We start from the raw sequence: 21,054 nt of genomic DNA on the forward strand, positions 1-21,054 counted from the left end.
GTCTGTAAATTAAACTCTGTCTGATCTTTCAATTTCTCTTTTACTAATTCCAGAGGCACTGATATTTATGGTCAATGGTATCCTATTACCAAATTTAATATAAAATTGCTGAATGGTAAGACTCCAATTATGGAGAGGAGCTGTCCATTTCTTTTCGATATTCCTGGTAGCCAGATAAACCAGCTTTAGAAGGGACATATCATTAGTGAAGGCTCCCTTGGTCTTTGTAACCTTACGAATCTGGCGATGGAAGCCCTCAACGGCATTAGTGGTATTAATGATCTTTCTGATAGGCTCAGTGAACTGAAAATACTGTGAGAGTTCTTCCCAGTTGCGTTGCCAGCTCTCAATTACTACTGGATACTTCTGTCCCCATTTTTCTTCCAGGCTCAGCAGTTCATCTTCAGCTACTTCTTTATTTACAGCTCGATAGACTTTTTTAAGGTCCTTCATAAATTCCTTCTGGTCTTTAGAAGCGATATATTTAAGAGAGTTTCTTATTTGATGAACGATACAAAGTTGTACCTGCGTCTTTGGAAACACACTGAGAATAGCATTGGTAAAACCTTTGAGATTATCAGTACAGGCAATCAAGATGTCTTCCAGCCCACGGTTTTGTAAATCTGTCAATACCTGAAGCCAGAAGTTGGCACCTTCGCTCTCAGAAATATACATTCCCAGAACTTCTTTATATCCCTCTTTGTTGATGCCTAGAATGTTGTAGAGGGCCTTGTGTTCTATCTTTCCATCTACCTTCACTTTGTAATGCATGGCATCGAGCCATACAATGCAATAAAGGGAATCCAGGGGACGGCTCTGCCATGCTTTTACATCAGGAATGATCCTGTCAGTAATCTGGCTTAAAACCGTATGGGAGATGTCTGTGTCATACATTTCCTTAATGTGAGAAGAGATGTCACGATAGCTCATTCCAAGGCCGTAGAGGCCTATTATCTTCTCAGAGAGATTATCTGCTAAAATAGTCTGGCGTTTCTTTACCAGATCGGGTTCAAAACTGCTTTGACGATCCTGCGGGGTATCAATTTCAAAGGATCCATAGCCACTCTTTATCCTCTTTTTTCCTTTGCCATTGCGCTTATTGCCATTAGAGCGCTCTTGTTCATTAAGATGTGAATCCATTTCTGCTTCAAGAGCTTTTTCAATAAAACTCTTAAGCATAGGCGCAAAAGCACCGCCCTTACCGAAAAGACTCTTGCCCGACATAAACTGCTCCAGGGCCTTCTTTTCTAATTGTTGTTGTTCTTCTGTTGTCATAAGTCTGTTTGAATAAAATTAATTTAAAATTTCCTTCAGACAGAGTTTATTTTACACCCTCTTAAGAATCTTACTCAATTGGAAAGGAAGGTTTTTGTTCCTTTTCTTTGAAGCACATTAACTTCTATTGATGGTTTGGACCAGTTAGGACTAAATCTGACCAGCGAAAGGATTTTTGATTTTCTTCTTCCCGGTCTTAATAACGTTACCAATCCCCACGCTGGTGGGCGATTGCATCGCGTTCAATTTCTTTTTTTTTCATATCCTAGCAACTTTGAGTTTCATTTTGAACGATATTTTTTATCGGTCCAATCTGCTGAGAAACCACGCGATACAATCGCGCGGTAGCAAAAGTAGTTTTTATAGTTATTCTCAGATACCGCGCCGCGCAATTCGTTCGCCGCATCCCAGAGTTCTTTTTCAAAATCAATGTCTGCTTTTGCCATTTATTGAAGATGGTAGTTTCGGTTGTAAAAAAAGGATCAAGTAGGGTAGGATCCTGAGTGGGAAAGTTAGTTAAAAATTTTAACATCTCTAAACCTCAGTTCGAGTGTTTTTTCCTGTAGCGAGAGCGGAAGGGAAAAATGTATCAAGAACGGGTTTTGAGCAGAGAACTCCCTCGCGTGTTCTCGATACAATCCCGAGTCCTCGGGATCATCCGAACTGACGGGGTGTTTTAGTTTTTGTTATTTTTTAGTTCCAGGCTACCCCCGCTGGTGCGCGATTGAATCGCATTGAATTTCTCAATTATCATGTAATACTTGAAAACTACAACCACGGTTGCGTAAGAACTGTGGTCTTTTCAAAAATAATCGAACCTCCTCTTAGGATGTTGTCGCAAGCCGGCTCTCAATATCAGGAATAATAGATTTTAGAATTGCTGTTACCGGTTTTCTCACTTCCGGGTCTAAAACCTTCAGATGATTTATATATTTATGCAGCTTTGAGGTGTCAATTTTGAACTGGTTATTGACTATATCGCAGTCGTAGCCGTCATAGGCCGGATTAGTAATTTCCTTTTCCAAAAACTTAATGATGTTCCGGTGGTGGGAATCCTTTTTTATTTTATTGTAGAATAATTCTCTCACCGCTTCTTTTTCTCCTTCAATTAACTGAAAAAAATTACCGTCAAAATAGACCAGTAAACCGGTGATGTTATTCTCGTTATTATACGAGCAGGAGTCCTCTAAAACCTTATAAATTTCTTCCTCTTTAACTGAAGGGCTTTTAGTGCTTACATATGAAATTGCATATCTCATAATTTGCTTTCTGTATAAGTTATAAAATTCTCCGGTTTTTTTATACCCGCTCCTGAAATGGTTCCAGGCTTTCTGCTTTTTATCCTGCGCGGCACATTTGAAATCTTACCAAAATTGGCTTTAAAAACAGTCATTCTTTCTTTATTTCTCCGGAAGTACCAAAAATGGAAAACCCAGATGAATATCGATATTCTTTACCACCGGCTCGCGAAATAATTTTTCGGTAAATGAGTGTTTATTATAGACCATGGCCAGCAGATTAATGGAGTTGCTTTTTACATAATCTGAAATGGCCCGCGAGATCTCATGATCTGTCAGGACGTGCTTGATCTTTATATCGGTATTTGGCAGCAGTTCCTGAAGATTGGCAAAATTCGCCTTTTGACGAGGTTCCAAAAAGCGTTTAAAGCCAACATTGATAAGGGTGATCTTAGAATTAAAATTTTCTGAAAGTTCCCTGAGTAATTTTACCTGGGCATCGGTAAAGGCCTTTGTAAGATCACTGGCAACTGCTATATGTTGGGGTGCCGTATAATTGATCTCTTTCGGGATCACCAGAATAGGGCAGGTAACTGCTTTTTCTATAAGTTCACTGGTATGGCTTTTTTCCCAGTTAGCCAGTAATCCGCGATGGCCTTTGGTTCCCATCACGATGAGATCAATTTTTTTCTCACCGACAATAAGCGGAATTTCTGAGGCCATTTTATACCTGGAGCTTATTATTTCATACTCGTGATTATCGAGATTGATATCCCGCTTAATGCGGTGTTTTGTCTCATTGCAGGCATCTAAAGATTTTTGAGCGAGGACAGGAGTTTTTTTATGTTCCATTTCGTTCACAATTCCGTAGGCCGAAATTCGCAGCTCATCGCCGTAAAAATGGGAAATATAGAACTTGCAATTCTCCTTTGCAAAAAGCCGCGATGCGTAATAAAGGGCACAGTAAGCTTCTTCTGAAAAATCGGTTGCAAAAAGTATCTTTTTCATGGTCTTTTACTTTCTGAAGAGGATTAGATTTACCTCCTGGAATTAACTATAAAAGTACCTTATGAAAGGCGTTTTAAAAATGATAAATATCAGAATATGGCATTTCATTTTTCCTGAATTTCTAATCTTTCTTATTGGCAGAATTTCATAAAAAGATAGGGAAAAAATGAAAGACAGAAGATAGCAATTGAAAATTTTTGATAGGTTTTGAGCTGTGTTTCGGCAGGAAATGAACCAATTTTTTTCTTTGATCCTATAAAATGTTATAGAAGGCACTTGTGTTAAACAATTCCCAATATAAATAGTTGGAATTTGGATTTATGCCAGTCTCCTAAATATAAAATTGTTTTTTACTTTTCGAAAAAAACCAGTAATTCGAATATATGAAGGAATAAATTTTAAAAATTTAACTTTTTCCCTAAAAGTCTGCTCTTGTTCTTAAAGTTAAATTTTTCTAAATTTAAGCAGATTTAAAAAGTTAAGGAAATGTTAAGAATGATGAGAAACAGAGGTTCGCTTTCTTTGATGGATGGGATGAGCCTTGACCAATTGAAAAAGGAAACTTCCACCTCTTTCATAAATACCCTCAGGGAGAACGACCTGATCGTGGTGAGCAGAAATAGTGAAGTTTACCTCACCGATCGCGGACAACTGGCCAGAAAAATGGGAATTGAAAATTTTATGAACCTTGAGAATGCCGAGAAGGAATTGCTTTCACAGGAATTAAGGCGTCTTAGAATAGAAAATCGCGGATTGCTGATGGTTTTTATCGGGCTGATGATCTCCCTGGTCTTTATTATTAGCTTCTGGGCTTTGCATCTTGAGGTTTAAAGATCAAGCCATTCCTTAAATTTTGAGGCTTTACCACTGCTCACTACAGGATCATCTTCGGTGGCCGGTGAAAGGACCAATTGGAGCCGTCCTTTGAAATATGGATTGACTTTTTTTATGGACTCTATATTGATAATGAGCTGCCGGTTAGCCCGAAAAAAAATTACTTCATCCAGTAGTACTTCAAGTTCATCCAGCGTGTAATTCACAATATAACGCTTAGCCTCAAAAGTTACCAGCAACACCACACCTTCTTCAGCCATAAAATAGGCTACGTTTTCGCTGGGAATGGCGGCAATGCTTTGTCCGCTTTTTACCATGAACCTCGCTTTTTTCTTATTTCTTGATGCCACGTGTTCATTTTGGAGCAAATTCCAAAGGTTCTGCATTTCATCAGCAAGGTTGTTCTTCTTTAGATTTTCATATTTTTCTATGGCCTTTTGTATGTCTTCTTTTTTAATTGGCTTAAGCAGGTAATCAACACTGTTCACTTTAAATGCTTCAATAGCATATTCATTGAATGCGGTAGTGAAAATAACCGGGCATTCTACTTTAACTTCTCTGAAGATCTCAAAACTACTTCCGTCAGAAAGATGAATATCGCAGAAGATCAATTCCGGGTGCTCATTTTCTTCAAACCATTCAATTGCATCTTCAACCGATTCCAGGCGTTCAATTAGCTTCGTGTTGGGCCGTAAATCAAGGATCATTTTTTCAAGTGCTTCGGCCGCGAATGCCTCATCTTCAATGATGACTATGTTCATAATCTTCAACTTTTAATAATGGTAATCTGGCAATGAATTCTTTTTCAGTTTTTTTAAATTCCGGGATCCGGTCTGTTAGAAATCTATAACGGCTTTCAATATTCTTTAAGCCAGTATGCGTGGAATTAATTTTTTCACGCCGCGGCTTTAACCGATTTCTTACCTCTAAAATATTTCCGGATTTTATAATATGGATCTGAAGCGGACTTTTTCGCGTTGAACCGTTGTGCTTAATTGCATTTTCAATCAGCATTTGCAGCGTGCCCGGAGGGAGATAATATTCTTCTTCTGAAGTAATTTCCATATGAAAGTCTACGGCTTCCCCAAATCTTGTTTTAAGCAAATAAATGTATGATTTAACAATTTCCAATTCCTTTTTTAAAGGAATAAGTGGTTCGTTACTGGTATCTAAAAAGGCACGATAAAGGTCGGATAAGCGGCGCGTAAATTCCACCGCCTGGTCCTGGTCTTTGTAAATGAGTGTTCCCAGAACATTCAGACTATTAAACAGGAAATGAGGATTTACCTGGTTTTTCAGGTTTTGAAGCTGCGCCTGGAAATTTTCCTTCTGTATTTGTGCCGAACGCAACATCTCAGCACGTAATTTCTTTTTATGCTGCTCTCTTTCCACAAAATAATAGAAGAAAAGAGCAAAGACCGAAGTTACCAAATAGCCGGTGCGCAGCCGGTCTGCCGAAGGTTTAACATCGGTAAAAATGAACAGCGGCCCATAATTGAATAAAGAAAGAAGAAGAATGCTGCAGAAGATCACAAGAAAGACTTCTATTATCAACCTCAGCAAAGGATTAAGTTTTGAGACTTTTCCCTCGTTTATAAAAGTAGAGATGAACGGAAAAATCAAAAATAGCATTAAGAAAAAAATAAAGGCGAGCCCAACCTCCAGCTGGATAAAAGGGGTATTGATAAATTCTTCCCAGTTAAGAAATCGGCCAAGATTCAGAAAAAAGAAAAGTTCGTAGACCGTAATGGTGACAAATGCTGCTCTGCCAGCTTTCTTCAGGAAAAAAAGCAGCTTTTTTTTGAGATTCTTTCTTTCCCCTGAATCTTTATTTAAAATTCCTTTATGAATGGTCTTAAGATTATTCCTGAGATAAAAATAAGCAATTAATCTATTCCCGCCCGTCTGCATAATTTCCTATAAAAAGGTTTATTGCAAGATGTTTATTTTAAAAGGATCTTGTTTCTGCTTCACCTTATCCATATCCCGATTCATTCCCTTAATATCCCGGTTCACCAAAAACAACTTCTGTAAAGCCCCTAAACACTGGATCTTTGAAGCATCAATCAAATGATTTATCAATCAAAAAACGAACAAGATGAAGTTGTATTTAAAGATCAATCTGTTTATTCTAAGTTTTTTACTTAGTCAATTTGTTTTAGCTCAAGAAGGGATATTAAAAGGTAGCCTCCTCGATCAGGAGGAGGTTACGGTTCCTTTCGCAACGGTAGCGGTGATGCAATTACCCGACTCTACTGTGGTTACCGGTTCTACTACCGATATTAATGGAAATTTTAAAATTAAAGCTCCTGATCCCGGCGATTACTTTCTCAGATTTAGCGCGATTGGATACTCCTCTACATTTAGCAGCAGGTTTAAGGTAGAGAGTTCCAACTTTAGCCGGGATTTTGGGGCTATTATTATAAAGGAAGAATCTACCATGCTCAATGAGGTGATGATCGAAACCTGGAGACCAAAGGTGGAAATGAAAGGCGGCAACCTTAATGTTAGAGTAGAGGGAACGGCCCTTGCCGCGGGAAGTTCAGCCTATGAAGTACTTTCCCGGGCTCCCGGTGTGCTGGTAGATCAAGATGGCAATTTTAAGCTGAACGGAAAAAATGGCGTTTCTATTATGATCGACGGCCGTCTTACCTATCTTTCTAGTGCAGAGCTAAAAACTCTTCTGGAAGGAATGTCGGCTGAAAATATTGAAAGTATTGAGGTGATAACAAATCCCTCCGCTAAATATGATGCAGAAGGGAGCGCAGGAATTCTGAATATCCATCTGAAAAAGAATACCCTAAACGGACTCAATGGAAGTGTGTATGCCGGCTACGAATACAATCAGATCATCGGTTATAATGCGGGTGCAAATCTTAGCTACAAAAAAGGCAAATGGAATTCTTTCTTCAATTTTGACCTGAGAAGAAGCGGAAGATACCGCGACCAGTATATGACCCGTGGATTTGTAGTGGACGATGAACCCTCGGCTTTCCTGGCTCAAAACGCCAGGGACAGCAGGCAAAAAATAACCCCTTCCCTCAGAGCAGGAACCGATTTTGCAATCGATGAAAATAATACCATTGGCATAATGGCCGATCTTTCTTACCAGGATCTTAACAACGACTGGAATTCGATAGGATACATTAATGATTATGTAAATGATCAAAACACTGACATTATTGCTCTGAATAACATCCAGGAAAAGTTCGGAAAAGGACGTTTGAATGTTCATTACCAGGGAAAACTGGACACTTTAGGTTCAATTCTTACTGCGAATGTAGATTATGTCACCCTGAGCCAGGAATCCAACTCAAGTTTTGACAACCATTATTCCTTAAGGCAAACGGATGAGCAGCATAGTGAACTTTTGTTTAGCAGTAGTATTTCAGATTATGAAATTTTTTCAGGTCGTTTGGACCTTAGTTTGCCACTTTCGAAATCTTCTCAACTCGAAATGGGGCTAAAGGCCAGTGATGTGGTTTCCGATAGTGACCTTAACTTTTATATAGATGAAGAAGGTGGAAAAGTTTTAGATCCTTCCAGAAGCAACCAGTTTAGATACGAAGAGAATATTTACGCGGCCTACGCCAGTTTCAACAGTCAGTTGAACGAAACCTGGAACATTACTGCAGGACTTCGTATGGAAGAAACCGTAGCGAAAGGTGTTTCATTAACCATGAATGAGACAAAAGAAAGAGATTACCTCGAATTCTTTCCTAATCTGAGCATTGAGCAGAAGGTAAGCGATGATTATAAGATCAATTACTCTTTTAACCGAAGGATTCTGAGACCAGATTATGAAAGGTTGAATCCGTTCATTTTCTATATCGATCCCTATACTTATGTAAGTGGAAATCCCGACCTGAAGCCTCAGATCAATAATTCATTCCAGATCACGCAGACTTTTTTCAAAAAGTATAACCTGATGCTGGGCTATGATATTGCTGATAATTTTATAGGGGAGGTCCCAATCCAGGATCCTGAAACCAATGAGACTGCTTTTGCGATTCGAAACAGCGATAGCTATAAAAGCCTTACCGCAACGCTTGTGGCACCATTTCAGATCATCCCCGAGTGGGATATGACCAACACGGTGGTATTGTCAGATCAGCGCTACAATATCTCTGTAAGTGATACGCAGGTAGAGAACAAGCAGTTTTTCTATATGTTCCAAAGTACGCAAAGATTGAATCTTCCTCTTGACCTCAGCGTTGAACTAAATGTGCGCTATGAAGGACCCGTCGCGTACAATCTTTATAGAATTGAAAGTCGCTTCGGGATGGATGTCGGGATCAAAAAGAGCTTTTTGAACGATCGTCTGGATGTGTCCCTAAGCGCTGACGATATTTTCAAGACCATGCAGGTCACAGGTTCTTCCAATGTGAACGGTAATACCACTTTTGTAGACCAGTATATGGGTGATAGGACAATCAGTTTAAATCTGCGGTATAAGTTGAGCAACAAAAAGCCGGAGAACGAAATCCGCCAGCAAGATCTGGAAGAATTGAATAGAGCAGGCGGTAAATAGAAAGTTCATTCTTCCAATACAACTATCATCTGATTTCCCGGTGTCATTGGCACCGGGATTTTCAATAAAAGGATTTGCGTAACATTTGAATTTTAAAGCAGTCTTTATAGTACATCACTAATTTTTAACATCAGTCAAATGAATATTTTTTCCTGTAAAATCATCATTCTAATTATCAGTTTTTCAACTTTTTTAACCAAAGCTCAAGAATCTCACCCCAGCCGATTGAAAGCGCTTGTGAATTACAAGATTATTACTCTTAAGGATGAACAGGTGCAAAAAGACAAAATTATCCTTTTGAAGAACGGTAAGATTTTCAAATTTATTTCTGAAAAAGAATTCGACGAATATCAAATTGCTGATTCGCTTATCATCGATGGTCATGGGCAATTTTTAATGCCTTCTTTTTCTGAAATGCATGCACACCTGCAACCAAAAAATCCATTTCATAAACAGTATCTGAAAGATTTTTTAGGATATGGTATCACCCGGATACGCGTCATGGCCGGAAATGAAAACCTTTTGGCCTGGAGAGATAGTATTTCAGAAGGCTTGCTAATGGGGCCAGAACTCAAGGTAGCCGGCCCTTTGATAGATGGTACACCACCGCTTTGGGGAAAAGCTCACGACGGTCCTGTGGTAGATGAAGTGAATAAAGTAGATTCTGTTGTAAGAATGCAGAAATCACAAGGCTATGATTTTATAAAGTTATATGAAAGATTACCTGCAGATGTATATTTCGCTTTTTTAAAAGCCGCTGAAAAATATGATATCAAAGTTGCAGCCCATATTCCTCTGGCGCTGCTTTCCAAACCAGTAATAAAAAAGGTTTTTAATAAAAAATCTCCTTCTTTCGAACACTTAAAGAATTTTGGTCCCTTTGTGACCTGTTCTGAGATTCAAAAAGTAGAAGCTCCAGATGACTATAACTACTATGGAACCGAACTGTGCAAAGATCCCGATGCTTTCAAAGTAAAGCAAGTGGTTTACCAAATAAAGGCAAATAACATCTGGATTTGTCCAACTTCGGTTCTTTGGAAAAATTCATCCCATAAAGAGGTAATTGAAAACCTTATAGAAACCGAAGCCTTCGCAAGAATGGATCGAGCTTTAAAGAACTGGTGGCTTTCCAGTAAAGATAGTGGTCAAAGAAATATCCCCATGGATGAACTGAGCAGCGTTTTTCTAGAGGAAATGGCGCGGCAAAAAGTAAAAGTCCTTGCTGGCACCGATTTTCCAAATCCATTCCTTATTCCCGGCTTGTCACTTCATCAGGAGATGCAAAACCTGGTAAAGCACGGTTTCTCTAACCTTGAGGCATTACGTGCAGCGACCATTTATCCCGCTCAGTATTGGGAGGAAATTGTGGGAACTGATTATTTTAACAGTGGAGGGGATGCTAATTTTGTTATCCTGAAAAAGAATCCGCTTAAAGATATCAGGAATACTCTTAGCATAGAAAAAGTCATTTTTAAAGGAAAATTCTTTCAGCCTAAAACCCTTTTCACTAGTTAAAAAAAATTGCTTTTCAGCTGTCTTCAAAAAGAAGGCTTTTGTTTCAGCTTTAAAAATTCCCGGTTCACCTGGGCTATATCCCGTTTCATAGAAAATCACTTCCAGATAGCTCTGATAATTCTGATTTTTAGCCTGTTAACCAATAATAATCGTAAAATTTAAGATGATGTTGTATCAACAATTAATAATCCCGATACTTTTTATTTTATTCGGATCTGCCTGTCTTGCACAGGGAGGACAAAGTAAACCTGAAGAAAAGGAAGGTTCCATTACCGGAGTTCTTCTGGATGAAAATAATGAGACGGTTCCTTTCGCGACCGTAGCGGTTTTAAAAGTAGCCGATTCGTCTGTGGTAAAAGGAACCACAACCGATATAGACGGAAATTTTGAGATAAAAGCTCCTAAAACAGGAAAATTTATCCTGAAAATCACTTCGATCGGATATAAACCAGTTTATACCGAAACCTTTTCGATTTCAAATCCATCTTTTTATAAAGATTTCGGAAAAATTAACATGCAAACCGAAACCACCATGCTCAATGAGGTAATGGTAAAGACTACCCGCCCTCAAATCCAGGTCGAAAATGGTATAATGGTGATGCGGGTAGAAGGAACGGCAATCGCTGCCGGGAATACCGCTTATGATATGCTTTCTCGTTCACCGGGCGTTACTCTTGATCAATCGGGGAATTTTCTGATCAACGGCAGATCCGGAATTTCGGTAATGATCGATGGCAGGCAAACCTATTTATCGGGCGATCAGCTCAAGGCTTTTTTGGAAAGCATGCCTGCTGAAAATATCAAAGAGATAGAAGTGGTGCACACTCCATCGGCAAAATATGATGCCGAGGGTACGGGAGGAGTTCTCAATATCGTGCTGAAAGAAAATGCGCAAAAAGGTATGAATGGCAGCGTTTATGCCGGATTTGAATACGGAAAACAAAAATTTTATAATGCCGGGCTCAACCTTAATTATAAAAAAGGAAAATGGAATTCCTTTCTTAACGCTGATTTTGCTAAACGCGGGATGTACCGCGATCAGCATGCAACCAGAAGTTTTCCCGGGAATGAGAACATCTCATTTTATGAGCAAAACGGAACTCAGGAGATCGTGAATTTGGTTCCGTCAGTTCAAATAGGCACTGATTATTCTATCAATAAGAAGCACAGTGTAGGCTTTAGTGCTGATCTTACTTATCGTGAAACCGCGTCTGACTGGAATACATTTTCAGAATTGGGGAACCCTTCAGAAGAGGTTATAAATATCGATGCGAAAAATCATTATGATGAAGAATTCAGGAACGGAAGGTTTAATCTTCATTACAACGGCGATTTGGATACTTTGGGCACTTCGCTTTCTGCCAATCTAGATTATGTTCGCTTGCAGACAAATACCGATTCGCGCTTTGCGAATGATTATCATTACTTGCTTGAGAACAGCCAGGTAAATGAGCTGCTTACCAATGATAAATTATCTTCTTTCGATATTTTTTCAGCGAAAGTAGATTTTAGATTACCATTCAGTACAACTTCTTCTCTGGAGACCGGCCTCAAGGCAAGTAAGGTGATTTCTGACAGCGATCTCAAATTTTACCATTTGGAGGATGAAACTTTTCAGTTCGACGAGGATATCAGCAACCGTTTCAGATACACCGAAAATATCTATGCGGCCTATGCCAGTTATGACAATAAAATAAATGATACCTGGAATGTTAAATTGGGCCTTAGAATTGAAGAAACTACCGGTGAAGCCAAATTGTACAATATGGATGGAGATTATAAGAGAGATTACCTCAATTTTTTTCCGAATGTAATGGTTCAGCAGAAGGTAAGCGAGAATTATATGCTTGATTATTCTTTCACCCGCAGAATTACCAGGCCTAACTACCAGACCTTGAATCCCGCTATTTTCTATCTCGATCCCTACAGCTATATTCTTGGAAATCCCGATTTGGAACCTCAAATCACCAATTCGCTGAAATTGTCTCAGACCATAGCCAAAAAATATCATTTAAGCCTGGGCTATGATTTTGCGAAAAATTATATGGCTGAAAATCCAACTACCGATCCTGAAACAGGTGAAACGGTTTATACCACCGAGAATTTAAAATCCTTCAGGAGTTATACGGCTAGTGTGATAGCTCCCATTGAATTTGCCTCTTTCTGGTATGCGAATAATACTTTTGTGGTCAACCAGCAGAATTACGATTTAATGTTTGAGGGGAGGCAACAACAAAACAAAAATCTTTTCTATATGTTACAGTCTAATCATCAGCTTAGCCTTCCATGGGATTTAAGCCTGGAGCTGAATGGCACGTTTCGAGGTCCGCTGGCCATTGGTGTTTACACCGTAGACAGCCAATGGTGGTTAGATGCCGGATTGAAGAAGTCATTTATGAATGAAAGGCTGAATGTCAGCCTGAAAGCCACCGATATTTTTAAAACCCGAGATATGCATGTGGAAGGAGAATATGGAAGTAATTCTTTGACCATAGACCAGTATTTTTTCAACCGTGCACTCAGTTTGAACATCCGTTACAGCTTTAGCAAAGGCTCAAAAATAAAAAGAAAATCCAGCCCGGAAGATCTGGAAGAATTGAACAGGGCGGGCGGTTAAGCATTTTTTCCGATTTTAAATTTATTCTTAAGCCTGATGTTTTTGCATCGGGCTTTTTTAATTTACTATTTAACAAACACTTTGAGCAATTGCATTAAAATATATTTCAATAAGAGTATTTATGATTTGTTGATACTTCTAATTTTCGGCCATGAAATTTTATTACTCGGCCAAGAACCCCGATCATAATGGAATGATAAGGGTTCACGGGGAAGATTGCAAAGAACTTCCCGACGTCCTGGATAGGGTATATCTGGGGATTTTTGCCAATGGAGACCTGGCAAAGAAAAAAGCGCAACAAAACCTTCTGGTAACAAATATTATTGTTTGTAAATGTTGCTACGATTAATCAACTTTTAAATATTTTAGAGATCCGCCAAAATTAAATGGCGGATTTTTCTTTTTGACATTTTACTGCTTCAAATTTCATTGAAAATACTGAATGTTATAGAGCGTAATCCGTAGAAATTGCAGCTTTTTTGGCGTATCTTTGCTGAAAATTTCATACCATGAGCTGTCAGGTTGGTTGTTGCGCCAGTCATAACGACGGGATTTTCGGAGATAAAACCGAAATTATTTTTGCTGGTTTAAGCGGATTATTTCTTGTAACCGGATTTTTAATTTTACAATTCACTTCTCTTCCTTTTTTATATTCCCTCATCCCATTTCTGTTTTCTTACTTTTTTGGAGGTTATTTTACTTTTCTTGAAGCGGTTAAGGCAGTTGCAAAAGCGAAATTTGAAATAGATTTTTTGATGCTTGTGGCGGCCCTAGGTGCTGCTTTTCTTGATAAATGGGCTGAAGGAGCACTTCTTCTTTTCCTTTTTAGTCTTGGTCATGCGCTGGAACATAAGGCCATGGATAAAGCCCGAAAATCTATAGAATCACTCACTAAACTTTCACCTAAACTCGCGCTTAAAAAAGAAGGTGAAAATTATCGGGAAGTTCCCATTGAAACCCTGAAACGAGGTGACATCATCAAGGTCATTCCTAATTCAACGGTTAGTGCCGATGGTGTGCTGATAAGTGGCAGGACCAGTATAAACCAGGCTCCCATTACCGGCGAGAGCATTCCTGTAGATAAAGAACCGGTTAACGACACTTCTAAAGATTACAATTCTGATGAAATTATTCCCAGCATTAGCCGAGTTTATGCCGGTACTATAAATGGTGATAATACCATAGAGGTAAAAGTGACCCGGGAATCTTCAGATTCTACCCTAAACAGGTTGATAAACCTTGTTCAGGAAGCACAGGAAAAAAAATCGCCCACCCAATTGTTGGCCGATAATTTTGAAAAATATTATGTGCCTGCAGTTCTCGCCCTGGTGATCCTTCTGAATTTTGCTTTTTTGGTGGTAGATGAAACCTGGGGAGAGAGCTTTTACAGGTCTATGGCTGCCCTTGTAGCAGCGAGTCCGTGTGCGCTGGCCATTTCCACTCCTTCTGCTGTTTTAAGCGGAATTGCCCGTGCAGCGAAAGGAGGAGTTCTAATTAAAGGAGGAAAAGCCCTTGAAGACCTGGGGACCTTAAGGGCTATAGCCTTTGATAAAACAGGTACTTTAACTGAAGGAAAACCAAAGCTTACCAATTTTGAACTTCTTAATGGAAAGAACGAAAACGAAGTTTTAAAAATGCTCATTTCGCTGGAAAGTTCCAGTAATCATCCCCTGGCCAGAGCAATTGTAAGAGATGGTAAAGCAAGATTAGGAGAGGGAAATGGTGTCCTTCAGATTTTAAATTCTGAAGCGGTTCAGGGAAAAGGAATCAGGGGAGAGTTCAATGGTCAAAAGCTGCAAATAGGAAATTGCAGCCTTTACAGCGAAGATGGAGGTGTTCCGGTTGAGCTTCAAAAAAAAGTCAATGACCTTGAAAAAGAGGGTAAAACGGTGATGCTTTTTCAGCATGAAAAGAACTTTGAGGGCATAATTGGCCTTATGGACGTGCCGCGAAAATCGGCAAAAGAAACACTCGCAAATCTGAAAAAGATCGGCATCCGAAAAATGATCATGCTTACCGGTGATAACCAGGAGGTAGCCAATGCTGTGGCAGCAGAGATCAATATCACCCATACCTACGGAGGCCTTTTACCCGAAGAGAAGGTAGAGCGTATCATACAGTTGAAGAAGGAAGAAAATAAAATAGCGATGGTGGGTGACGGTGTTAACGATGCGCCGGCAATGGCCAATAGTACCGTTGGGATTGCCATGGGCGCCGCCGGTAACGATGTGGCGCTGGAGACTGCTGATGTTGCTTTGATGGCCGATAAACTTGAGGTACTTCCGTTTGCAATTGCGCTAAGCCGAAAGTCACGACTCATCATCAAGCAGAATCTTTGGATAAGTCTGGGTGTGGTAGCGCTGCTTTTACCTGCTACCATTATAGGGCTTGCCAATATTGGAATAGCAGTGGTTTTTCATGAAGGTTCTACCGTGGTTGTGGTTTTAAATGCCCTTAGACTGCTTGGCTTTAAAAATAAATACTTCTAATTTCCATTTTCATTAGGAAATAATCCCTGAAAAGTTATAAATTTGGAATATTTCCAAAATAACTATTATGGGCACACCCGGATCTATTGAAATCAAACACTTTAAAGAAGTAAGGGAAGAAAATAATTATACCCAGGCTGAATTCGCTTCCCTTCTGGGTATCAAAAATTCTACAGCCGATATTGAACGGGGAAGGACGCGGCTCTCAGGTAAAATTGTTGCTGAGCTCTTGCGGCAGTTTGGAATTAATCCTTTGTGGTTGTTTGGGGATAGCGGCCAGAAATATTTGAAAGTTTCCCAGGGAGATGTAAGCCCTAAAGTAGTAACGGTAGATAATTCTGATAACGAGAATATCGTGCTCGTAAACCAAAAGGCCGCCGCTGGATACCCGCATAATATCCAGGATGTTGAATGGTACAATCAACTACCTGCATTTGATATTCCGCTGCCGGAATTCAGGAATGCTACCTATCGAGGATTTCAGGTGGAGGGGGATAGTATGCTCCCCGATTACCGGCCTGGCGAGTGGGTGATGGGGAAAGCCGTCGCGGGCCTTGAAGAAGCCAGTAATAACCGGGTTCATGTGGTGGTTATGTATGATTCTGTGCTGGTGAAAAAACTGCAGAAATTGCCCGATCCTTCCAAGGTCCTGTTGATCTCTCTTAACGAGGAATATCTTCCTTTGGAAATTAGCGTTAGCGAAATCCAGGAATTATGGCAGGTGAATTCAAAACTCACCTTTAATCTCGATAATCCCTCGAATAGCAGCCTTTTCCAGGAATTACAGCAGTCTATGCAAGAACTTAAAAAGGAATTGAAATCTTTTAAAAAATAGAAAAGCCTTTTTGTTTATAGTACAAAAAGGCTTTTCCAGGCTGGTTAGTGTTTAAAAACAATGACCTAATCTAATAGTCGTCATTGGTTTCGTCCTGTACATCATTAGCAGCATCATCGATTGCATCGCCGGTTTCGTCAGCCGCATTTTCTACTGCATCACCAACATCATTGGCGGCACCTTCAATATCATTGCCAACTTCATCGGCATCGTCTCTCATCTCGGTATTATCATTTCTGTCCTCATTAGTATCTCTACAGGAAGTAACAAATATTCCCATGGAAAATACCATTGCGAGCATTAAAATTGTCTTTTTCATCTTTCTGGTTTTTTGGTATTACTTTTAACAAATGTAGAGGGCTTCAGCCGACTTTCTTTTAAAGTCATGCTAAATTATTGCTAAATATCTCTAAAATAAAGAATTAGGCTTTGCTGAGATAGCTTTCAAGCAGCCTGGTGGCACCGGTATTGCTGTTTACGAAATGTTCGCTGATCATCCCGGTTTTTTCCCTGAAATTCTCGTTTTTAAGCAATTTTTGAAGAATTTCGGTCAGTTCGTCTTTATTTTCAACTGAAAAAAGTCCTGCCAGTTTTTGAAGTTTTCGAGCTTCGGGAAATTTGCTGATATTTTTTCCAGTGATGATGGGAACCCCGAAAGTTGCAGGTTCCAGGATATTGTGTAAACCTGTTTTTCCGGCGGCGCCACCTACATAAGCAATGTTGGCGTACGAATAGGCACGGCCAAGATACCCGATGGTGTCCAGGATAAAAACCCTGTATTCTGAAAGATCTTTGGCTTCTTTTTCAGAAAATAGAACCGAAGGAAGGGTCAATTTTTTGACGAGATCTTCGATCTTTTCAGCCTTGATCTCATGAGGGGCGATGATGAATTTTCCTTTTTTAGTCTTGTTAATGGCTTCGACAAATAATTCTTCGTCTTCGGGCCAGGTGCTACCAAAAACAATAATGGTTTCGCTTCCGCAGAAATCCTCAAGGAAATCGATGTGATTATCGCTTTCTAATTGTGCAGCCACACGGTCAAAACGGGTATCCCCGGCAACAGTTGAATTTGTAAATCCGAGCTCGGCCAGAAGGCGCTGTGATTCCTTATCCTGAACGAAAAAATGCTCAAATGCTTCGAGGGAATTTCGCATCCATTTTCCATAACTTTTAAAAAAAAGCTGGTCTTTCCTGAAAACCCCTGAAACCAGGAAACTTCTTATTTTTCTTTGCTTTAGTTCTTTTAAAAAATTTGGCCAGAAATCATATTTTATGAAAATGGCCATTTCCGGTTGGACGATATCCAGGAATTTTCGAGCATTCGCCGGAGTATCCAGAGGCAGGTAGGTGAAAATATCCACCAGGGGATGTTTCTTTTTGTTTTTAAATCCCGAGGGCGAAAAAAAACTTATAAGGATCTTTTTTTGAGGATAATTCTTCCTGAGCATCTTCATAACGGGCACTGCCATTTCAAATTCTCCCAGTGAAGCTGCATGTATCCAAATATACTTCTCCTCTGCCTGAACTTTTTCCTTCAGATCCTGGAAAAGCTGCTTTCTTCCTTTGGTGAATTCTGCCAGTTTCGGACTGAAAATTCCTGCAGTTTTCAGCAGATTTTGTGCTGAGTAGATTAAAAAATTGTAGATACTATGCAACGATTTCCTTTTGAGCATGCTAAAATAGGCCTTTCCTGATAAATCGATTGTTAGTAGGTGTCATATTTCGTATTTTCGTAGCCCTAAAAATTAGCAAATGAAAAAGATTCAGATGGTTGACCTTCAGGGTCAGTATGAAGGTATAAAAAATGAAGTAAATGCTTCTTTCCAGGAGGTTTTTGACAGCACGGCTTTTATAAATGGCCCTCAGGTGCATTCTTTTCAGAAAGAAATGGAAGAATATTTGGGTGTTAAGCACGTTATCCCCTGTGCCAATGGAACCGATGCGCTTCAAATTGCCATGATGGGCCTTGATTTAAAACCCGGTGATGAGGTGATCACTGCCGATTTTACCTTTGCAGCTACCGTTGAGGTGATCGCGCTGCTTCAGCTAACGCCGGTTCTTGTTGATGTAGATCCCGAAACTTTCAACATAGATCCTGAAGCGGTAAAAAGGGCCATAACTCCCCGCACACGGGCCATAGTCCCCGTGCATTTATTCGGCCAGGCTGCCAATATGGATGCCATCATGGACATAGCACGGGAACATAAACTTTATGTAATTGAAGATAATGCACAGGCGATTGGCGCGAATTATCACAGCTCGGAAGGAAAGACTAAAAAGGCCGGAACCATTGGTGACATAGCAGCGACTTCTTTTTTTCCATCTAAAAATCTTGGCGGCTATGGCGATGGCGGTGCAATTTTTACTGATAATAATTCCCTGGCCCATACCATCCGCGGGATCGTTAATCATGGTATGTACGAAAGATACCATCACGATGTGGTAGGTGTAAATTCGCGTCTGGACAGCTTTCAGGCAGCAGTACTCCGCGCGAAATTGCCAAAACTCGACCTTTATAACCAGGCGAGGAGGGACGCGGCACAAAAATATAATGAAGCTTTAAAAGGTGAATCTCAGGTTATAACTCCGGTTTTGGCCGGTAAAGATGACACTCATGTGTATCATCAGTACACGCTTCAGGTCAAAAACGGAAAACGCGATGCCCTGGCAAAACACCTTCAGGAAAAAGGCATTCCGTTTGGGATTTATTATCCTATTCCACTGCATAAGCAAAAGGCTTACGAAGATCCAAGATATAATGATAAGGATTTTCCGGTGACAAACCGACTTGTGAAAGAAGTGATCTCGCTCCCCATGCATACCGAATTGGAAGATGATCAAATCGATTTTATCGCGACCACCATCAAGGATTTTCTAAACAGCTAACATTCTTTAGAAGAAAGAATATTTCCTGATGGAAAGATACTCTTGAGAAGGTGAAATTTATGATAAGAAGAATTTAAATCAGAATAAAAAAACTGTCTAAAACTTTCAATTTTTGTCATCCTGAACTTGTTTCAGGATCTTCTGAAATAAATTCAGCTTGACGTGTTGGAAATTTCAGACAGTTTATGCTAATTATTCTAAATTTCGGCTGAAGAAGTTTCGGCATTGCGGTCGATTTTCTTTACCAGTCCCTGGAGCACTTTTCCGGGGCCAACCTCAATAAATTCACTGGCGCCATCCTTGATCATATTCTGAACTGATTGTGTCCATTTTACCGGGGAAGTGAGTTGATATTCAAGATTTTTCCTGATCTCATCAGGATTGCTAACCGCCGAGGTGGTTACGTTCTGATAAACAGGGCAAATAGGCTTGTTGAAGTGGGTATTTTCAATGGCTGCTGCCAGGTCTTTTCTAGCCGGTTCCATCAATGGCGAGTGAAATGCGCCGCCAACCGGAAGTATCATCGCTCTTCTTGCTCCCCTGTCTTTTAAAGCCACACAGGCTTTTTCCACGGCATCAACTTCACCTGAGATCACCAGTTGTCCGGGGCAGTTATAATTGGCAGCCACCACAATGCCTTCGGTTTCTGAACAAATTTCTTCCACCACTTCGTCTTCCAGTCCCAAAACTGCAGCCATGGTAGATGGTTCAAGTTCACAGGCTTCCTGCATCGCCTGGGCCCTTTTAAAAACAAGCTTTAAGCCGTCTTCAAAATTCAAAACCTTATTTGCTACAAGGGCTGAAAATTCCCCAAGAGAATGGCCTGCCACCATATCGGGTTTAAAACTATCTCCCAGGACCTTACTTAGAATTACGGAATGAAGGAAAATGGCGGGCTGAGTGACCTTTGTTTGCTTAAGATCTTCAGCGGTGCCTTCAAACATGATATCTGTAATCTTAAAACCTAAAATATCATTGCCCTGCTGGAAAAGGTCTTTGGCTTCGGCCGATTTCTCATATAGATCGGCTCCCATTCCTGAAAATTGGGCTCCCTGGCCCGGAAAAATATAGGCTTTCATCTTTTTTTTTTTAGTTTTTCTATTTCAGATGCAAATAAGGCACTCAACATTTTGAATGACCTAAGGATCTGTATGGCTGTTTTGTCAAGTTTTCTGCCTCCCCAAAATTAGGCATAAATAAAAAGACCTCATAACAAAAGAGCGGTTACGAGGTCTTTTCCGACAAATACAGTCTTTAAAGTTCTAATTTTCCTTTTTCGCCAATGTCGGTATCTTTGCCTGCTGCAGCCATTCCTATTTTAAAGAGGGTGATGTATTTGTTGGTTTTGGTATCCCAGTAATAAGCCTCTTTAGGATTGACTTTTATACCGGTCAATTTTGGATCGTCTTTTCCTTTTTCAAACCAGGCGTCATCAACTTTTGAATAAAGTTCATTCAGAACTTGCCTGTTCGTTTCAATAAAAGCTTCGCCAAAGATGCTGATGTATTCTTTATCTGAATTGTCGCTGAACAGCAATTGTACATCCCTGTCTTTTTCAATATTCTTGTTGTGTTCACTGTCACTTCTGCTCAAAAACCAGATCGCGCCATGCTCGTCTACCTCTTTGGCCGTCATTGGGATAGCACTCAATGGTTTTGAAAGCATATCGGTGACCAGAATTCCGGTTTTGATATCCTCGACCAAAGATTTGATCTTTTCCCTCGCATTTTTATCATATAAATTCTTAGTACTCATAGTCTAACTGTTTTTTCTGAATATACTTTAGCAAAACAGTCTTTTGCGCTAAGGAAGTGCTAAAAAAGGTA

The 21,054-nt window shown here is 39.9% G+C and carries 18 protein-coding genes; 8 read left to right on the top strand and 10 right to left on the bottom strand.

What is annotated here, in order from left to right; all coding sequences use genetic code 11:
* Positions 1–9: 9 nt before the first annotated feature.
* The 4 genes from C7S20_RS09225 to C7S20_RS09235 all read right to left on the bottom strand — a co-directional run bounded on the left by C7S20_RS09225 (position 10) and on the right by C7S20_RS09235 (position 3,521).
* Positions 10–1,275, bottom strand: a complete 1,266-nt coding sequence (locus C7S20_RS09225; RefSeq protein WP_107012213.1) for an IS256 family transposase — start codon at positions 1,273–1,275, stop codon at positions 10–12.
* Positions 1,276–1,556: 281 nt separating this feature from the next.
* Entirely contained in the window at positions 1,557–1,721 is a 165-nt protein-coding gene (locus C7S20_RS19555; RefSeq protein WP_159039912.1) for a hypothetical protein, read from the bottom strand.
* A gap of 378 nt (positions 1,722–2,099) precedes the next feature.
* Entirely contained in the window at positions 2,100–2,534 is a 435-nt protein-coding gene (locus C7S20_RS09230; RefSeq protein WP_107012214.1) for a BLUF domain-containing protein, read from the bottom strand.
* 141 nt (positions 2,535–2,675) lie between these two features.
* Positions 2,676–3,521, bottom strand: coding sequence for a universal stress protein (locus tag C7S20_RS09235; protein ID WP_107012215.1), 846 nt, complete (start codon positions 3,519–3,521; stop codon positions 2,676–2,678).
* Positions 3,522–4,016: 495 nt separating this feature from the next.
* Here C7S20_RS09235 and C7S20_RS09240 point away from each other — a divergent pair, with 495 nt between their 5' ends.
* On the top strand, positions 4,017–4,352 hold the full coding sequence (locus tag C7S20_RS09240) for a hypothetical protein (protein WP_159039913.1): 336 nt from the start codon (positions 4,017–4,019) through the stop codon (positions 4,350–4,352).
* Here the strand turns inward: C7S20_RS09240 and C7S20_RS09245 are convergent.
* Both C7S20_RS09245 and C7S20_RS09250 read right to left on the bottom strand, forming a co-directional pair.
* Positions 4,349–5,116, bottom strand: coding sequence for a LytR/AlgR family response regulator transcription factor (locus tag C7S20_RS09245; RefSeq protein WP_107012217.1), 768 nt, complete (start codon positions 5,114–5,116; stop codon positions 4,349–4,351). The two genes, C7S20_RS09240 and C7S20_RS09245, sit on opposite strands and share 4 nt — an antisense overlap.
* On the bottom strand, positions 5,097–6,266 hold the full coding sequence (locus C7S20_RS09250) for a sensor histidine kinase (protein ID WP_107012218.1): 1,170 nt from the start codon (positions 6,264–6,266) through the stop codon (positions 5,097–5,099). Before C7S20_RS09250 ends, C7S20_RS09245 begins: the two co-directional genes overlap by 20 nt.
* A gap of 187 nt (positions 6,267–6,453) precedes the next feature.
* On the opposite strand from C7S20_RS09250, the gene C7S20_RS09255 reads away from it, so the two are divergent.
* From C7S20_RS09255 to C7S20_RS09280, 6 genes are all read left to right on the top strand, one after another.
* Positions 6,454–8,886 (top strand): TonB-dependent receptor, encoded by a 2,433-nt coding sequence (locus C7S20_RS09255; RefSeq protein ID WP_107012219.1) that lies wholly within the window; start codon positions 6,454–6,456, stop codon positions 8,884–8,886.
* Between the two features lie 138 nt (positions 8,887–9,024).
* Positions 9,025–10,401, top strand: a complete 1,377-nt coding sequence (locus C7S20_RS09260; protein WP_107012220.1) for an amidohydrolase family protein — start codon at positions 9,025–9,027, stop codon at positions 10,399–10,401.
* A gap of 163 nt (positions 10,402–10,564) precedes the next feature.
* Positions 10,565–13,018, top strand: a complete 2,454-nt coding sequence (locus C7S20_RS09265; RefSeq protein WP_107012221.1) for a TonB-dependent receptor — start codon at positions 10,565–10,567, stop codon at positions 13,016–13,018.
* 151 nt (positions 13,019–13,169) lie between these two features.
* A complete protein-coding gene (locus tag C7S20_RS09270) occupies positions 13,170–13,367 on the top strand; it encodes a hypothetical protein (RefSeq protein ID WP_107012222.1) in 198 nt (65 codons plus the stop codon).
* A gap of 160 nt (positions 13,368–13,527) precedes the next feature.
* Positions 13,528–15,507, top strand: a complete 1,980-nt coding sequence (locus C7S20_RS09275; RefSeq protein ID WP_107012223.1) for a heavy metal translocating P-type ATPase — start codon at positions 13,528–13,530, stop codon at positions 15,505–15,507.
* A 67-nt stretch (positions 15,508–15,574) separates the two neighbouring features.
* Positions 15,575–16,342: a LexA family transcriptional regulator gene (locus tag C7S20_RS09280; protein ID WP_107012224.1), complete on the top strand. Its 768-nt coding sequence runs from the start codon at positions 15,575–15,577 to the stop codon at positions 16,340–16,342.
* 70 nt (positions 16,343–16,412) lie between these two features.
* On the opposite strand, the gene C7S20_RS09285 is transcribed toward C7S20_RS09280, so the two are convergent.
* Both C7S20_RS09285 and C7S20_RS09290 read right to left on the bottom strand, forming a co-directional pair.
* Complete coding sequence (locus C7S20_RS09285) at positions 16,413–16,661, bottom strand: hypothetical protein (protein ID WP_107012225.1); 249 nt, start codon at positions 16,659–16,661, stop codon at positions 16,413–16,415.
* Positions 16,662–16,764: 103 nt separating this feature from the next.
* Positions 16,765–18,015 (bottom strand): 3-deoxy-D-manno-octulosonic acid transferase, encoded by a 1,251-nt coding sequence (locus tag C7S20_RS09290; protein ID WP_227009145.1) that lies wholly within the window; start codon positions 18,013–18,015, stop codon positions 16,765–16,767.
* Between the two features lie 79 nt (positions 18,016–18,094).
* Between C7S20_RS09290 and C7S20_RS09295 the strand changes: the two genes are divergently transcribed.
* Positions 18,095–19,228 (top strand): DegT/DnrJ/EryC1/StrS family aminotransferase, encoded by a 1,134-nt coding sequence (locus tag C7S20_RS09295; protein ID WP_107012226.1) that lies wholly within the window; start codon positions 18,095–18,097, stop codon positions 19,226–19,228.
* A 197-nt stretch (positions 19,229–19,425) separates the two neighbouring features.
* Here the strand turns inward: C7S20_RS09295 and fabD are convergent, their stop codons facing one another.
* Both fabD and C7S20_RS09305 read right to left on the bottom strand, forming a co-directional pair.
* A complete protein-coding gene (gene fabD / locus C7S20_RS09300; protein WP_107012227.1) occupies positions 19,426–20,307 on the bottom strand; it encodes an ACP S-malonyltransferase in 882 nt (293 codons plus the stop codon).
* Positions 20,308–20,482: 175 nt separating this feature from the next.
* Positions 20,483–20,983, bottom strand: a complete 501-nt coding sequence (locus C7S20_RS09305) for a pyridoxamine 5'-phosphate oxidase family protein (RefSeq protein ID WP_107012228.1) — start codon at positions 20,981–20,983, stop codon at positions 20,483–20,485.
* Positions 20,984–21,054: the final 71 nt, after the last annotated feature.

Source organism: Christiangramia fulva (assembly GCF_003024155.1).
Lineage (GTDB): Bacteria > Bacteroidota > Bacteroidia > Flavobacteriales > Flavobacteriaceae > Christiangramia > Christiangramia fulva.

What these genes read in the sequence shown, in the direction of transcription:
- C7S20_RS09305 (WP_107012228.1), bottom strand. Translation starts at nt 20,983, where the DNA reads ATGAGTACTAAGAATTTATATGATAAAAATGCGAGGGAAAAGATCAAA.
- C7S20_RS19555 (WP_159039912.1), bottom strand. Translation starts at nt 1,721, where the DNA reads ATGGCAAAAGCAGACATTGATTTTGAAAAAGAACTCTGGGATGCGGCG.
- C7S20_RS09255 (WP_107012219.1), top strand. Translation starts at nt 6,454, where the DNA reads ATGAAGTTGTATTTAAAGATCAATCTGTTTATTCTAAGTTTTTTACTT.
- C7S20_RS09230 (WP_107012214.1), bottom strand. Translation starts at nt 2,534, where the DNA reads ATGAGATATGCAATTTCATATGTAAGCACTAAAAGCCCTTCAGTTAAA.
- C7S20_RS09280 (WP_107012224.1), top strand. Translation starts at nt 15,575, where the DNA reads ATGGGCACACCCGGATCTATTGAAATCAAACACTTTAAAGAAGTAAGG.
- C7S20_RS09275 (WP_107012223.1), top strand. Translation starts at nt 13,528, where the DNA reads ATGAGCTGTCAGGTTGGTTGTTGCGCCAGTCATAACGACGGGATTTTC.
- C7S20_RS09285 (WP_107012225.1), bottom strand. Translation starts at nt 16,661, where the DNA reads ATGAAAAAGACAATTTTAATGCTCGCAATGGTATTTTCCATGGGAATA.
- C7S20_RS09245 (WP_107012217.1), bottom strand. Translation starts at nt 5,116, where the DNA reads ATGAACATAGTCATCATTGAAGATGAGGCATTCGCGGCCGAAGCACTT.
- fabD (WP_107012227.1), bottom strand. Translation starts at nt 20,307, where the DNA reads ATGAAAGCCTATATTTTTCCGGGCCAGGGAGCCCAATTTTCAGGAATG.
- C7S20_RS09295 (WP_107012226.1), top strand. Translation starts at nt 18,095, where the DNA reads ATGAAAAAGATTCAGATGGTTGACCTTCAGGGTCAGTATGAAGGTATA.
- C7S20_RS09290 (WP_227009145.1), bottom strand. Translation starts at nt 18,015, where the DNA reads ATGCTCAAAAGGAAATCGTTGCATAGTATCTACAATTTTTTAATCTAC.
- C7S20_RS09225 (WP_107012213.1), bottom strand. Translation starts at nt 1,275, where the DNA reads ATGACAACAGAAGAACAACAACAATTAGAAAAGAAGGCCCTGGAGCAG.
- C7S20_RS09240 (WP_159039913.1), top strand. Translation starts at nt 4,017, where the DNA reads ATGATGAGAAACAGAGGTTCGCTTTCTTTGATGGATGGGATGAGCCTT.
- C7S20_RS09260 (WP_107012220.1), top strand. Translation starts at nt 9,025, where the DNA reads ATGAATATTTTTTCCTGTAAAATCATCATTCTAATTATCAGTTTTTCA.
- C7S20_RS09235 (WP_107012215.1), bottom strand. Translation starts at nt 3,521, where the DNA reads ATGAAAAAGATACTTTTTGCAACCGATTTTTCAGAAGAAGCTTACTGT.
- C7S20_RS09270 (WP_107012222.1), top strand. Translation starts at nt 13,170, where the DNA reads ATGAAATTTTATTACTCGGCCAAGAACCCCGATCATAATGGAATGATA.
- C7S20_RS09250 (WP_107012218.1), bottom strand. Translation starts at nt 6,266, where the DNA reads ATGCAGACGGGCGGGAATAGATTAATTGCTTATTTTTATCTCAGGAAT.
- C7S20_RS09265 (WP_107012221.1), top strand. Translation starts at nt 10,565, where the DNA reads ATGATGTTGTATCAACAATTAATAATCCCGATACTTTTTATTTTATTC.